Raw genomic sequence first — 12959 nt, 5'->3', positions numbered from 1 at the left:
TTCTCATCGCTCCTTCATTGCATTCCCTACTCCCGAAGCCCCGGTGAGCCCGATACCCACGATTCCGATCATCGTGGCGATTCCGGACTCAACGATATGGAAGAACAGGAGCGCAGCAGCCGTCAGGGCGATGCATAAACCCGACAATGAACAGGATTTTCTGCATGGGATACCCTCTCACGTTCATTCCCCGACGTATAACCGGTCCCCCCGGAACGATAACCCTCTCCCGGCGTTGTGTTCGCTCCCGGCCGGTGCAGCCCGGGACGCCGCGCCGGGGGAGGGCCGCCCACGCCCGGAAAAAAAGTGTCCGAAGACCGCTCCCCGGATTTTCCCCGGTAGTTTACCGCAATTTTTCCCGGTTCTTCCTGCCCCTCCGGGAGAGATACAGGTATCCGACCAGGACTCCGGCAAGGACCGCGACGATCACCGCGATCCCGACCCAGATATTGGCGAGCAGGATGTCTTTTAGGAACTCGAACCCCAGCGCGAGGAGGAAGCTCCCTGCAAAGGCCCCGATGGCGATCGCCGCCACCACCTCGTGCTTCGGCATGCCGAGGATCCTCCCCACGATCGACGCCCCGATCCCGCCGCTCCCCTGGAGGGGGAACATGACGAAGAGCGCCAGCCCTGTGAAATAGAGGCGCTCGAGCCAGGGCCTCTGCCGGACGAACTCCTGCCCGTGGTGCATGAACTTCCCGATCCACGGCCCGAGCACCGGGATGTTCAGGGCGAGGTCGAAGTTCCAGGCCATGAACAGCGCAGCGGCGATATCGAGCATGGCCACCGAGGTGGCGACCAGGTACCAGGGCAGGCCGAGCGCGATACCGAGCGGGATCACGCTCTCCTTCCCCGCGGGAGGGATAAGGTAGGCGAGCATCAGCCCGGCGAGGAGCAGGAAGTCTTCGTAAGGGACCGCAAGGTAGAGGATCCAGATATAGACCCCGATGAAGAGGAACGGCAGCAGAAGGTAGGCCAGGACTACGTGGGGCGGGTCTTCCCGGCCCGGAGGGATAGTTTTTCCCCCCGGGGGGTCATCGGGCAATGGCGTGGAAATGAGGTTCACCAGCCGGCTCGTGCGTGAAGAGGTTCATCTGTTCGCGGGAATAGCTCCGGGAAAGGCTTTTTTAGCAGTGGTGGGTGAGGCTGAGACCCTCGTTGTCGATCTGCGTGGCGATCCCGATGCGGAGTCCCAGGGGCTCGACGATCCGGGCGACCTCGTCCCTGTCCTTCTCCGTGATGATCGCGATGGAAGGACCGACCGAACTCATCCCCACGAACTCGAGTCCCGCGTCCCGCATGGCGCTCATGTACTGGTAGATCCGGAAACTGTGGTGCTCCACCTCTGCCCGTTTCGAACCACGGAAGTCGATCTCCCCGATCACCACGCCCATCGCGGCGAGGTCGTCCCGCTCCAGGGCGGGGATGAGGTCCATTAAGACCAGGTAGGCCTTCAGTTCGCGGTCGCGGTAGTCCAGGAGCCGGGCCTTGTTCATGAGGAGGTCGAACTCACGGGTTCCTGCCGAGGAGATGTCGCTCGGCGGGATGACGATGTACACGTTCTTTCCCCGGGCGAAGGGGTGGTGGTAGATCAGGGTGAGCTCGTCCCCCATGATCGCCATCCCCCCGTGGATGCTCGCCGCGGGCCCGACACCGGTCTCGAACCCCGACGCGATGGTCCCTTCGGCGGTCTCCTCCACGTAGTTGTTCCCCACGAGTTTCCGCAGCTGCTCGTCGGAAAGGGGCGACCCCACCGCGAAGTTGAGCGCCTTGGCGAGTGCGATCATGATCGTGCTCGTCGAGCCGAGCCCGACGTGCGGGTGTTCGTGGTCCCTGGCGACGATGGCGAACCCGCCGGAATACCCGGTCACTTTCCGGAAGACCTCCACGAAATGACGGATGATCGGCGCCCGGTTGTAGTCGATCTCCACCCCTCCCGGGGTACAACGCACCTCGACGCTGCAGTAGAGCTGGATCGCGAACCCGACCCCTCCCCCGCCCGGCCGGTTCGGGGCGAACCGGTTCATGTCCATGACCGTGAGGTGGATGCGGGCCGGCGCCCGCACCGTGACCGTCCCGTCGATAGTCTTCAGGCTGTAGGCGCGGTCGAGCCCCAGGGTGTTGATATGCTCCCCGGGCGAGAACGAGCTGAACTCGTACTCGACGAGGTCGAGGTCGCCGCCGCGGATCATCATTACCGGCATCGCGTGCTCCCTCCCTTCAGCCCCGATCGAAGAAGATGTTCTTCCCCGCTCCCTTGAGCGGTATTCCGTATGCCACCGTGGACTCCCCGAGCCATCCGAGGCGAAGCCCTCCTACGCCCGCACTGTACATCACCCGGTTGTCCATGTTGAGCATCGATGCGGTCTTCACCGCGGACCCGATCGCAATCCCCAGGTCGGCCATCTTCACCACGCAGTTCGGGCCCCGGAACGGCATCCCCGCGATATCGCGGGACCGGTACTCCTCGGCCATCGCCTGGCACGAGGGGTGCCCGCACCCCTGGCAGTTCACCCCGACCGGCTCGTTCCCCCTCGCCCCGATCAGGAGGCAGGCATCGGCCGCTTCGATGTTCCCGGCATCGCGCTGGAAAAAGCCGAGGTCGTATTCCTGTCCGAACTCCCGCATCGCCTCCGCGAGCCGGTGGAGGTCGTTTCCCCGGACCCCCGAGATCGCCAGGGAGTCCATGCCTTTTCCCTTCGGTGCGGTCCGTGCGGAGAGTGCCATCAGGGAGAGGACGTATCCCGTTGCGTCCTGTTCCACGTTCATGGTGTAGAGTAGAGCCGGGTCAATTAAATGTCTGTTCATCCGGGGATGAGCGCGGGAGACCCCGGGATAAGACCGGAAAGGATTATCCCGGATCCGTTTCATTTTTAGTCTGCAATACCCGATTTATGAAAACGAGGTATGTCAATGATGAAATCGTATATCTGCACAATATGCGGGCACGTCTATAACCCGCTGAAGGGAGAACCCCTCGAAGGAGTCGCACCGGGAACTGAATTTTCGGCGCTCCCCGACGACTGGCACTGCCCGGTCTGCAACGCGAGCAAGGACAAGTTTATCGCCGGGTGACCCGATGGCCGTGCGCGAAGTCGTCCCCGGGATCGCGGCGGTGGGGGCGCAGGACTGGGACCGGAAGGTTTTCGATGCCCTGGTCCCCCTCCCCGACGGGACAAGTTATAACTGTTACCTGGTGAAGGGGAGCGAGAAGACGGCGTTGATCGAGACGGTCGACCCGACGAAAGAGTACGAGTTGATCTACAACCTGGTCAGGGCGGAGGTCGAAGGGATAGACTACGTAGTGGCCAACCACGCGGAGCAGGACCACACCGGGAGCCTCCCCATGATCATGGAACTCTTCCCCCGGGCAAAGGTTCTCTGCACGGAGAAATGCAGGGACCTCCTGGTCCGGCTCCTGGAGATCGACCCCGACCGGGTGCAGGTGGTGGGGGACAAGGAGACGATATCCCTCGGGGGGAAGACCCTCGAGTTCATCGTCGCGCCCTGGGTCCACTGGCCCGAGACCATGCTCACCTACGTCCGGGAAGACCGGCTCCTCTTCACCTGCGACCTCTTCGGCGCCCACTACGCGACGAGCGACCTCTTCGCGGGGGACGACCCGGACCTCTACCCGGCCGCCAAGCGCTACTACGCCGAGATCATGATGCCGTTTCGGAAGAGCATCGCCGGGCACATGGAGAAACTCGCCGGGTACGATATCGCCATCGTCGCGCCGAGCCACGGCCCGCTCTACCGGCCGCCGGACCGGATCTTCGACGCGTACCGGGACTGGATCTCGGACGACGTGAAGAACGAGGTGGTCATCCCCTTCGTGAGCATGCACGGGAGCACGCGCAAAATGGTGGATTTCCTCACCGACGCCCTGATCCGGCGGGGCATACGCGTAAAACCGCTCAACCTCGAAACGACGGACAACGGGGCGCTCGGCATGGCGCTGGTGGACGCGGCGACCGTGGTCATCGCCTGCCCGACCGTCCTCTTCGGTCCCCACCCCAAGGCGGTCACCGCCGCCTACCTGGTCAACATCCTCCGCCCGAAGACACGGTTCATGAGCATCATCGGCTCCTACGGGTGGGGCGGCCAGGCGGTGGAGACGATCGAGGGGCTCCTCACCCATGTCAAGCCCGAGATAATCGAGCCGGTGTACATCCAGGGGGTCCCCGACGTCCCGGCACAGAAACGGCTCGACGACCTTGCCGAGGCCATCCTCGGGAAGCACCGGGCCGCAGGGCTCGTGCAATAAACCCTCACTTTCTTTTGGATCCGGTCCTTTGCCGTGGAAGGGCCCTGCGTACTTCCGGAAAAGGAATTACGGCACCGCAGGGCTCATGAGCAAGATTCCGGTCCTTTGCCGTGGAAGGGCCCGGAACACTTCCGGAAAAGGAATTACGGCACCGCAGGGCTCATGAGCAAGATTCCGGTCCTTTGCCGTGGAAGGGCCCGGAACACTTCAGGAAAATGAATTGCGGCACTGCAGGTCTTATGAGCCAGGTCCCCGGACTCCTCCCTTTCCCCGGGGCCCGGTGCACTTCTGGAAAAGCAATTATATACCGCAGGGGATATGGCATATCAGACAACACCCAAGGTGCCTCCCATGATCCGTGTCCTCCTTATCGACGACGAACCCGACCTGCTTGTCATGGTAAAACTGTTTCTTGAACAGGACGGGGACCTGGAAGTGACCACCGCGGAGTCCGCACAGGAAGGGCTCCGGTTCCTCGCGGCCTCCCGGTTCGATGCGATCGTGTGTGACTACATGATGCCCGGGATGAACGGGATCGAACTGTTAAAGACGCTCCGGGGGATGGACCTGACCATCCCGATCATCATCTTTACCGGGAAGGGAAACGAGGAGGTAGTGATCGAGGCGCTCAACAACGGCGCCGATTTCTACCTCCAGAAAGGGAGCGACCCCCGGGAGAAGATGCAGCAGCTCCAGCAGATGATCCGGGATGCGGTGGTGAAGCGGCAGACCACCAGCCTGATCGTGGAGAGCGAGAAGAAATACCGGGCCCTCGTGCAGTACGCCCCCATCGGGATCCTCGCCACGGACGCGGGGGGGAACGTAGTGGACTCAAACCCGCTCCTCATGTCCATCCTCGGCACGGATACGGAGGAGGACGTAAAAAAGATCAATGTGCTCACCTACCCGCCCATGGTGAAGTCGGGGATATTAGTCGACTTCGAGCACTGCCTCCAGTCCGGGGAGGGAGGGACGTTCGAACATTACTACGTGAACGAGAAGGGGAAGAAAATCTTCCTCCGCTACCGGATACGGCCCCTCTATGCCGGGAAGAAGAAGATCAGCGGGATCCTCGCCGCACTCGAAGACTTCACCGAGTGGAAGTCCATGGAGGAGGCACTCAAGCAGGCGAACAAGAAATTAAGCCTGCTCTCCAGCGTGACCCGGCACGACATCAATAATCAGCTCACCATCCTCCTCGGGAACCTGGAGCTGATGAAGCACGACCGGATGGACGAGAGCATGCGGGAGTTCATCGAGAAGGAAGAAGTCGCGGCAGAGCGGATCAAGAACCAGATCCGGTTCAACAAGGACTACCAGGACATCGGGGTGCACTCCCCCCAGTGGCAGAACCTCTCCTCTACCCTGAACAAGGCCCTCATGACCCTCAACCTGGGAAAGATCCGGCTCTCACTCGACCTCCCGGAGATCGAGATCTATGCCAACCCTCTCCTCGAGAAAGTCTTCTTCAACCTCTTCAACAACTCGATCAGGACCGAAGGGGTCCGGACGATCGCGCTCTCGGCGCGGAAGGAGGGACGGGCATGGGTCCTGATCTACCAGGACGACGGCCCCGGCGTGGAGAAAGACGAAAAAGAGCTGATCTTCGAGCGGGAGTACGGGAAGGTCGCCGGGTACGGACTCTTCGTCTCCCGGGAGATCCTCTCCATCACCGATATCAGCATCAGGGAGACCGGCGAGCCGGGCGAGGGCGTCAGGTTCGAGCTCTGGGTCCCCGAGCACCGGTACAGGGTCGCCGGAAAACCCGGAATGAAATGAGCGGCCGGGCGGACAACCGGCCGGATGTACAACCCGTTACGGAATTTCCATGAAAGAATCCCCGCATTTTCACGATCTCATCGCCGCGTCACCCTCGGTCTTCACCCTCGGGGTCGCGGGCGACAGCGGGTCGGGAAAGACCACCTTCACCCAGGCGATCCGCACTATCTTCGGGGAGGACCTGGTATCGACCATTACCCTCGACGACTACCACCTCTACGACCGGGAGGAGCGGAAGCGGAGGGACATCACCCCGCTCGATCCCGCGGCGAACGACCTCCGGGGGCTCGAGGAGGACCTTTCCCTCCTGAAACAGGGGAAAACCGTCCTAAAGACGGTCTACAACCACGACCGGGGGACGATCCAGGGGCCGGTCCCTTTCACCCCGTCCCGGATCCTGATCCTCGAGGGCCTCCACCCGCTCTACACCCCCCGGCTCCGCGAACTCCTCGACTTCTCCCTCTACGTCGACCCCGCCACGGAGGTGAAGCGGGAATGGAAGATCAAGCGCGATATGCAGAAACGGGGATACGACCGGGGCGAGGTGGAGAAGGAGATCGCCCGTCGTGCCGAGGACTATGACGCCTTCATCGCCCCCCAGAAGTCGTACGCCGATGCGCTGGTGGAGATCGGGTTCTCCCGGTTCGGGCGGGACCTCGGCTGGCTTCGGGACGTGTACCGGGTCTCGCTCTCCCTCGCCCGGAACGAGCTCGCCGGCGACGATGCGGATCTTCGGATCGACCTCGGCAGGCTCTTCTCCCTCCCGGACGGGAACTTCCTCTTCGAGTACCGGAAGAGGGAACTGTTCGGGAGGAAGGTGGCCACCCTCACCTTCGATGGCGAACCGGGAAAGGAGGTGATCTCCGGCCTCGAAGGCTGCGTCGCACGGCAGACCGGCGTGTATCCCCCAGGCCTCGTCCATCCCGACGATACGGTGAACGCCACCGCGTGCATCCGCATTATCCTCGCGATCCGGATCATATCCCGCTGGCTGGAGATCCGGGACCCGGATCGCCCGTTCCGGGTCTCCTGCGGAGAAGATTAGCTCCCCGACAGCTCCCCGGGTTGAGTTCAGGACTTTCACAATGCAGGGGGAGTATTTAAGTGGTCAACCTGAAGACGATCCGGTGATGAGTGAACAGATCGAGATGGTCTGCGGGTACTCGTGCAGCGATTGCGAGCATCTGGGACGCGAATGTGCCGGGTGTGAAAAGACCCGCGGAAAACCGTTCTGGACGGCGTATGTCGGGGCGGACCTGTGTCCGGTCTATGACTGCTGCGTCAACCTTCGCGGGCTTTCGCACTGCGGGAAATGTCCCGATCTGGTTTGCGAACGATTCACCCGTTTCAGGGACCCCGGGATGAGCGAGGAGGTCCTCGAGAAGACGCTCGCCCGGATGAAAAGAGAACTGAAAAACCGAAAATGACGATGCCGCGGCTGCCCTTTCCGCTCCGGCCGGCCGGAGGATCGAAGGAATCCCTTACGCTTCCCGGATGGATCATCCGGGAACTACCCAGGTGAATGACTCGTCCTGATCCACGAGGATCGGGCTGGCCGGTACGGATCATCCGGGAACTCCCCGGGCGAATGCCTTTGTCCTGATCCACGCGGGTCGGGCTGTCCGGCACCGAAAGAAAAAATCGCTCCCTCCGGTAAGATTCATCCCTGAAGGAGGGGGGATCCCGGCTCCCCGCTTCGAAAAGCATTTTGTGGATATCCCTCCATCTGTGTACAGATGGGCAGGATCCAGTATTTTTCCACGGTTTTCGGAGAGCTGGGCGGCATGCTGCTCTTCGTCTCCCCCCTCACCCTGGTACCCCTCGCGGTAGCCCTGATATTCCAGGAGTGGCAGATGATCCTGCCGATGGCCACCGTCCCCGCCCTCTTCTTTGTCCTCGGCATCCTGCTCAACCATATCCCCCGTCTGGGAAGGGAGATCCGTCTCTCATCTGCCTATAGCTCGGTTGCCCTTGTCTGGCTCGCCTTCGCCCTCGTCAGCTGCATCCCGTTCATCCTGTATAGCGGGATGACCTTCACCGACGCGTTCTTCGAGGCGATGGCAGGGTGGACCGGGACCGGGTTCACCCTTCTCTCCGCTCCCCAGGACCTCCCCCGGAGCCTCGCATTCTGGCGGGTGTACATGCAGTGGATCGGGGGGTTCGGGGTGATCGCGCTCACTATCACCGTGGCGAACCGCTCCGCACTCTTCCAGCCCTCGTATTTCCGGTCGGACTCCCGGAGCGAGCGTATCCTCCCCAACGTGATCTCCACCGGGAGGCAGATCTGGGCGAGTTACATCGTTCTTACCCTGCTCGCCATCGGCCTGGTCCTCATGGCGAGGATCCCGCTGTGGGACGCGATCAACCTGGGGCTTTCCGGGATCTCCACCGGGGGGTTCATCCCCCACCCCGGCGGGATCCTCTACTACCACAGCGCCCTTCTCGAGGCGCTCTTAATTCCGGTGATGGTGATAGGCTCAACCCCGTTCCTCATCTGGTACACCATGTACCGCAAGCGGAAGATCTCCCTCTTCTCGGACGAACAGGTGAAACTCCTTCTCACCTTCATCATCTTCGGGGCCCTGATCGTGATCGGCGACCTCTATTTCCTGGAGCACTACACGGTCTCCGAGGCGATCCGCCAGGGGTTGTTCATGACCACTGCCGCGGTGAGCACCACCGGGTTCCAGAACGGGAACATCCATCTCTACGCGAGCGTCACGGTGATCTTCCTCACCATGCTGGTCTTCATCGGCGGGTCGTCGGGCAGTACCGCCGGCGGGGTGAAACTCTCCCGCATCGCGCTCGGATACCGGGGAATCATCTGGTGGTTCCGTCGGGCGTTCGTCCGGGGGAAGGTGCTCGTGCCGTTCAAGTTCGGGGGGCACACCATCTCCAACAAGGTCGCGGAACCCGAACTCGCGAAGAACATGCTGGTCATCATCCTCGCGGTGCTGACGGTCGTCGTGGCGACCCTGATCATCCTCCAGTTCCACCTGATCTCCATCGGGGTGACCGGACTGGTCTTCGATATCGTCTCGGCCTTCTCCTCGTGCGGGCTCTCTGCCGGATACGTCTCCCCCACCATGCCGTTCGTCTCGAAATGGGTCTTTATCATCGTGATGTGGATCGGCCGGCTGGAAGTGATCCCCGTGATCGTGATGCTGATGGCCCTGTTCCGTGGTACGGACTGAAAATCGGGTCAAAATCAGGCTAACGCAAGTGTACTTTTTTTAACATCAGAATATCTAATAAACGAACGACGCCAAGTAGTACCCAATGAAGCAGATAGCCCTCTACGGGAAGGGAGGGATTGGAAAATCGACGACATCTGCAAATCTTTCAGCCGCGCTCTCGGACCGGGGCCTGGATATCCTGCAGATCGGGTGCGACCCGAAACGTGACAGCACCCGGATGCTGATGAGGGGCCGGCTGATCCCTACCGTGATGGACCTGGTCAGGGAACGGGGCGACCGCTCCCTCACCCTGGACGACGTGGTCTTCGAGGGCTACCGGGGCGTCCGTTGCGTGGAAGCGGGCGGGCCCGAACCCGGCGTCGGGTGTGCCGGGAGGGGGATCATCGCCACGTTCCAGATCCTGGAGCGGCTCGGGGCGCTCCACGGGGACGTGGTGGTGTACGACGTGCTCGGGGACGTGGTGTGCGGGGGATTCGCCATGCCCATGCGGGAGGGCTATGCCGAGGAGGTCTACCTGGTCACTTCGGGGGAGCTGATGTCCCTCTACGCGGCGAACAACATCTGCAAGGCCATAAAACGGCTCTCGTCGCGTGCGAAGAGCAAGACGCGCCTCGCGGGCGTGATCTGCAACGCGAAGAACCTTCCCCGGGAGGACGAGCTCGTGGCCCGCTTCGCCGAGCAGATCGGGAGCACCATGGTACAGTTCATCCCCCGGGACCCGGTGGTCCAGCTCGCGGAACTGAACAAGATGACCGTGATCGAATACGCCCCCGAATCCTCGCAGGCGGGCGCCTACCGGGACCTTGCAGGAAAAGTCCTGGAGAACACCCGGCTCGACGTCCCCGAGCCGCTCGAGATCGAGGAACTGGAATCCCTCGCATATGAGTTCATCGCGATCTGAAGGATGCACCCTCACCGGGGCCCTCTCGATCACCACGGCGGTCCGTGACGCGGTCAGCATAATTCACGGGCCCCGGGGCTGCGCCCACCACAATTTTTCGCTCTTCCATACGGTCGCCGTGGACCGGGGAAGACCTCCGCCCCGGATTCTCTCGTCCATGGTCACCGAGAAGGACGTGGTCTTCGGGGGGGAAGAAGCCCTCGAGCGGGCGCTTCACCGGGCCGTGCAGATGGACCCGGCGTGCATCTTCGTGCTCACCAGCTGTGTCGCCGATACCATCGGGGACGACACCGCCATGGTCTGCAGGGAGGACCGGCCCGTCCCGGTGGTCCACATCCCCACCTCCGGGTTCCTCGGCGGGGGGTTCCACGACGGGGAGAGGAATGCCCTGATCGCCCTCGCGACCATGGAAGACCATGGCCGGCCGGCCCGGGAAGGACCCGGGGGAATCACCCTTGTGGGGGAGAAGAACCTGGAGTACGAGGTGGACCAGAACTATGCCGAGATTGTCAGGCTGCTCTCGCTCCTCGGGGTGGAGGTCCGGCTCCGGTTCGTCCGGGAGATCGATTCCCGGGAGGTCGGGCTCCTCGGGAGGGGGTCATTAAACATCCTCCGGGAGACGGGGCTCACCCCCGTCGGGGAGGCCCTTGAGGTCCGGTTCGGGACCCCGTTTATCTCTTCATTTCCCCTTGGTCTCGAAGGGACGCTCGTCTTTTTAAGTCAGGTTGCGGAGTCAGAGGGGAAAACGGCAGACCCGGCGTTGGAGAAGGAAAAAAGACGCCAGCGGGCTCTCGTCGAGGAGTTCGGGGACATCAGAGGCAGGTCGGTGAGGCTCGAGGGAGTGACGGATCCCGGAGAGCAGGAGGCCGTCCGCGAGCTCGCGGAACTGTTCGACCTCTCGGTCGACGAGCGGGGAGCCTCCCTCCCCCTCCCGTCCCCGTTCCCTGCGGGCACTTCCGGGGTCCGACGGGTGCTCCACCGGTGGAGGGCGAGGACCCGTGCATGAAGGGGAGAACCCGCTCTGGCCCTGCGCTATGGCGGGTGCGGTCGCGTGCCTCTCCGGGTTCTCGGGGCTCGGGGTGATCATCCACGGGTCGAGCGGGTGTTACTTCTACCCGGCGACCGTGCTCCGGACCGACCTCTCCTCCACCTTTCTCGTGGAGGAGGACGTAGTCTTCGGGGCCGAGGAACGGGTCAGGGAAACGGTGGAGCGGCTGCTTCCCCGGTTCGACCGGCTCGCGGTGGTGACCACCTGCGCGACCGCCCTGACCGGAGACGATATCCACCGCATCACCGGGAGGGACGATATCCTGGTGGTGGACAGCCCGGGGTTCATGGGGGAGTTCGAACAGGGCTTCTCCGCGGCACTCGAGGCACTGCCCCTCCGGAGCGACCCGGAGCACTCCGGGGTAACCCTCGCAGGGATCAGCGCCGCGGATCCTTTCGGAAGGGGGAATGAACTTGAGATCAGGAGGCTCTGTTCCCTCGCAGGGATCCGGGTGGGAGCGGTGCTCTGCCGGGACAGGTTCTCCTCCCTCTCCCGCCTTCCCCCGGCAACGCTCTCCGCGAATCCCGACATCGCCGGACGGTTCGGCGAGGAGATCGGGTCGATGCTTGGGTTCCCCGCGATACGGGGGAGCCTTCCCGGGCTCTCCCTCCGGTTCCCTGACGCCGATACCGGTGTCCTCGAGGAAGAACTCCGGGAGGCCGAGGAACGGGTGGTCCGGGCGTGCGACAAGTACCTCCGCCGGTACGACCCTCCCTCCGTCGCGATATTTGCCCAGGCGGGCTATGCGGGATTCGCCGCGGATATGCTCTCAACGTACCTCGACGCCGGGATCACCGGGATCTTCTCCCGGAACCCGCCTGGAAACGGGGCATTGACTCAGACCGGGAAACCTCCCGGAACGCCGCCAGGAAGTCCGCCCGGTTCAACCACCGGTGACCGCGGGATCCGGCAGGTCCTGGATCTGGGGGTCGAGGAGGAGATCCTCCGGGCGGACCCTCCCGACCTTATCGCAGGGTCTTCGTTCGAACAGTCGCTCATGCCGGGCACCCCGTTCGTAGGGATAACCCCTCCGCTCCGGGGCAGGGTCAGGCTCAGGGCCACTCCCCTTGCGGGGACCGAAGGGGCGCTGTCCTTCATGGAAGACGCCATTAATGCCTGTATCGACGAAAAGAAACGGGTATAGGCGTTACTCTCCGACCGGTCGGACCTTCTTTTCACTTTCACCCTGCGCATATCGAGCCTTTATATGCATTTTCCGCCAGATGTTGGATTGTCACAAGGAGACGGTGGAAATGAAACGAGCAGGATATCTGCAGCGAAACGGCCTGACGGTCCTCGATGAAGAGGGTATCCCCCGTGAGATCGTGGAGCTCCGGATCCATGGCGCGACCCTGGGGATGCGTCTCGCCGGGCTGCACGATCTCCTTTCGGGCGGATTTTCTGCGAGTGTCGAGCGAATCAGGCAGAACTGGATGCAGTATCTCGACGGGACTGCAGGGAATGCGAGTATCTCCAGGTCCGGCCGGGCGCTGAACATCGAGCTGGTGAACGGGGACCGGTTCACCCTCTCGCTCGATTCGCTCCGGGCCGTGCTCAGCCGCGACGAACGGTTCGCGCCGATCGCGGAGCTCCCGCCCCGGGCGAGCCAGAACATCCCCCGCGATCACACCATCACCGAATACTCCGGGCTCTTCTCCCCCCGCTACCAGGTCAGGCGGGCCGGGGGAGAGATGGCCGCATAAATCAGGTACTTCGTACAATTAGACCGTGTGAAGCGGTGGGGACAGAAGAAAAAAATCCCCCTTT

Annotated in this window: 14 protein-coding genes; 10 read left to right on the top strand and 4 right to left on the bottom strand. The window is 62.7% G+C overall.

The features are described from left to right. Positions 1-3: 3 nt before the first annotated feature. The 4 genes from J2741_RS01065 to J2741_RS01050 form a co-directional block, all read right to left on the bottom strand. Positions 4-147, bottom strand: a complete 144-nt coding sequence (locus tag J2741_RS01065; RefSeq protein ID WP_209673210.1) for a hypothetical protein — start codon at positions 145-147, stop codon at positions 4-6. 196 nt (positions 148-343) lie between these two features. Beyond that, positions 344-1066: a small multi-drug export protein gene (locus tag J2741_RS12850; RefSeq protein WP_209673209.1), complete on the bottom strand. Its 723-nt coding sequence runs from the start codon at positions 1064-1066 to the stop codon at positions 344-346. A gap of 61 nt (positions 1067-1127) precedes the next feature. Next, the gene (locus tag J2741_RS01055; RefSeq protein WP_209673208.1) at positions 1128-2204 is read right to left on the bottom strand and encodes a GHMP family kinase ATP-binding protein; all 1077 of its coding nucleotides are present in this window, start codon (positions 2202-2204) and stop codon (positions 1128-1130) included. Positions 2205-2220: 16 nt separating this feature from the next. Then, complete coding sequence (locus J2741_RS01050) at positions 2221-2769, bottom strand: ferredoxin domain-containing protein (protein ID WP_209673207.1); 549 nt, start codon at positions 2767-2769, stop codon at positions 2221-2223. Positions 2770-2913: 144 nt separating this feature from the next. Between J2741_RS01050 and J2741_RS01045 the strand changes: the two genes are divergently transcribed. The 10 genes from J2741_RS01045 to J2741_RS01000 all read left to right on the top strand — a co-directional run bounded on the left by J2741_RS01045 (position 2914) and on the right by J2741_RS01000 (position 12895). Continuing rightward, positions 2914-3075 (top strand): rubredoxin, encoded by a 162-nt coding sequence (locus J2741_RS01045; RefSeq protein ID WP_342452199.1) that lies wholly within the window; start codon positions 2914-2916, stop codon positions 3073-3075. Between the two features lie 4 nt (positions 3076-3079). After that, complete coding sequence (locus J2741_RS01040; protein ID WP_209673206.1) at positions 3080-4267, top strand: FprA family A-type flavoprotein; 1188 nt, start codon at positions 3080-3082, stop codon at positions 4265-4267. 351 nt (positions 4268-4618) lie between these two features. Continuing rightward, a complete protein-coding gene (locus J2741_RS01035) occupies positions 4619-6046 on the top strand; it encodes an ATP-binding response regulator (protein WP_209673205.1) in 1428 nt (475 codons plus the stop codon). A gap of 49 nt (positions 6047-6095) precedes the next feature. Beyond that, the gene (locus J2741_RS01030) at positions 6096-7091 is read left to right on the top strand and encodes a phosphoribulokinase (protein WP_209673204.1); all 996 of its coding nucleotides are present in this window, start codon (positions 6096-6098) and stop codon (positions 7089-7091) included. An 85-nt stretch (positions 7092-7176) separates the two neighbouring features. Then, positions 7177-7473: a DUF3795 domain-containing protein gene (locus J2741_RS01025; RefSeq protein ID WP_245249329.1), complete on the top strand. Its 297-nt coding sequence runs from the start codon at positions 7177-7179 to the stop codon at positions 7471-7473. Positions 7474-7782: 309 nt separating this feature from the next. After that, positions 7783-9240 (top strand): TrkH family potassium uptake protein, encoded by a 1458-nt coding sequence (locus J2741_RS01020; protein WP_209673202.1) that lies wholly within the window; start codon positions 7783-7785, stop codon positions 9238-9240. An 85-nt stretch (positions 9241-9325) separates the two neighbouring features. Continuing rightward, entirely contained in the window at positions 9326-10144 is an 819-nt protein-coding gene (gene cfbC, locus J2741_RS01015; RefSeq protein WP_209673201.1) for a Ni-sirohydrochlorin a,c-diamide reductive cyclase ATP-dependent reductase subunit, read from the top strand. Next, entirely contained in the window at positions 10125-11150 is a 1026-nt protein-coding gene (locus J2741_RS01010; protein ID WP_209673200.1) for a nitrogenase component 1, read from the top strand. The genes cfbC and J2741_RS01010 overlap by 20 nt, the downstream gene beginning before the upstream one ends. Then, positions 11143-12336 (top strand): nitrogenase component 1, encoded by a 1194-nt coding sequence (locus J2741_RS01005; protein ID WP_209673199.1) that lies wholly within the window; start codon positions 11143-11145, stop codon positions 12334-12336. Before J2741_RS01010 ends, J2741_RS01005 begins: the two co-directional genes overlap by 8 nt. A 109-nt stretch (positions 12337-12445) precedes the next feature. Next, the gene (locus J2741_RS01000; RefSeq protein ID WP_209673198.1) at positions 12446-12895 is read left to right on the top strand and encodes a hypothetical protein; all 450 of its coding nucleotides are present in this window, start codon (positions 12446-12448) and stop codon (positions 12893-12895) included. Positions 12896-12959: the final 64 nt, after the last annotated feature.

Source organism: Methanolinea mesophila (assembly GCF_017873855.1).
Lineage (GTDB): Archaea > Halobacteriota > Methanomicrobia > Methanomicrobiales > Methanospirillaceae > Methanolinea_B > Methanolinea_B mesophila.
The sequence above is the reverse complement of the archived record's forward strand: the minus strand, read 5'-3'. Positions and strand labels throughout refer to the sequence as shown.

What these genes read in the sequence shown, in the direction of transcription:
- J2741_RS01055 (WP_209673208.1), bottom strand. Translation starts at nt 2,204, where the DNA reads ATGCCGGTAATGATGATCCGCGGCGGCGACCTCGACCTCGTCGAGTAC.
- J2741_RS01050 (WP_209673207.1), bottom strand. Translation starts at nt 2,769, where the DNA reads ATGAACGTGGAACAGGACGCAACGGGATACGTCCTCTCCCTGATGGCA.
- J2741_RS01045 (WP_342452199.1), top strand. Translation starts at nt 2,914, where the DNA reads ATGATGAAATCGTATATCTGCACAATATGCGGGCACGTCTATAACCCG.
- J2741_RS01040 (WP_209673206.1), top strand. Translation starts at nt 3,080, where the DNA reads ATGGCCGTGCGCGAAGTCGTCCCCGGGATCGCGGCGGTGGGGGCGCAG.
- J2741_RS01035 (WP_209673205.1), top strand. Translation starts at nt 4,619, where the DNA reads ATGATCCGTGTCCTCCTTATCGACGACGAACCCGACCTGCTTGTCATG.
- J2741_RS01030 (WP_209673204.1), top strand. Translation starts at nt 6,096, where the DNA reads ATGAAAGAATCCCCGCATTTTCACGATCTCATCGCCGCGTCACCCTCG.
- J2741_RS01025 (WP_245249329.1), top strand. Translation starts at nt 7,177, where the DNA reads ATGAGTGAACAGATCGAGATGGTCTGCGGGTACTCGTGCAGCGATTGC.
- J2741_RS01020 (WP_209673202.1), top strand. Translation starts at nt 7,783, where the DNA reads ATGGGCAGGATCCAGTATTTTTCCACGGTTTTCGGAGAGCTGGGCGGC.
- cfbC (WP_209673201.1), top strand. Translation starts at nt 9,326, where the DNA reads ATGAAGCAGATAGCCCTCTACGGGAAGGGAGGGATTGGAAAATCGACG.
- J2741_RS01010 (WP_209673200.1), top strand. Translation starts at nt 10,125, where the DNA reads ATGAGTTCATCGCGATCTGAAGGATGCACCCTCACCGGGGCCCTCTCG.
- J2741_RS01000 (WP_209673198.1), top strand. Translation starts at nt 12,446, where the DNA reads ATGAAACGAGCAGGATATCTGCAGCGAAACGGCCTGACGGTCCTCGAT.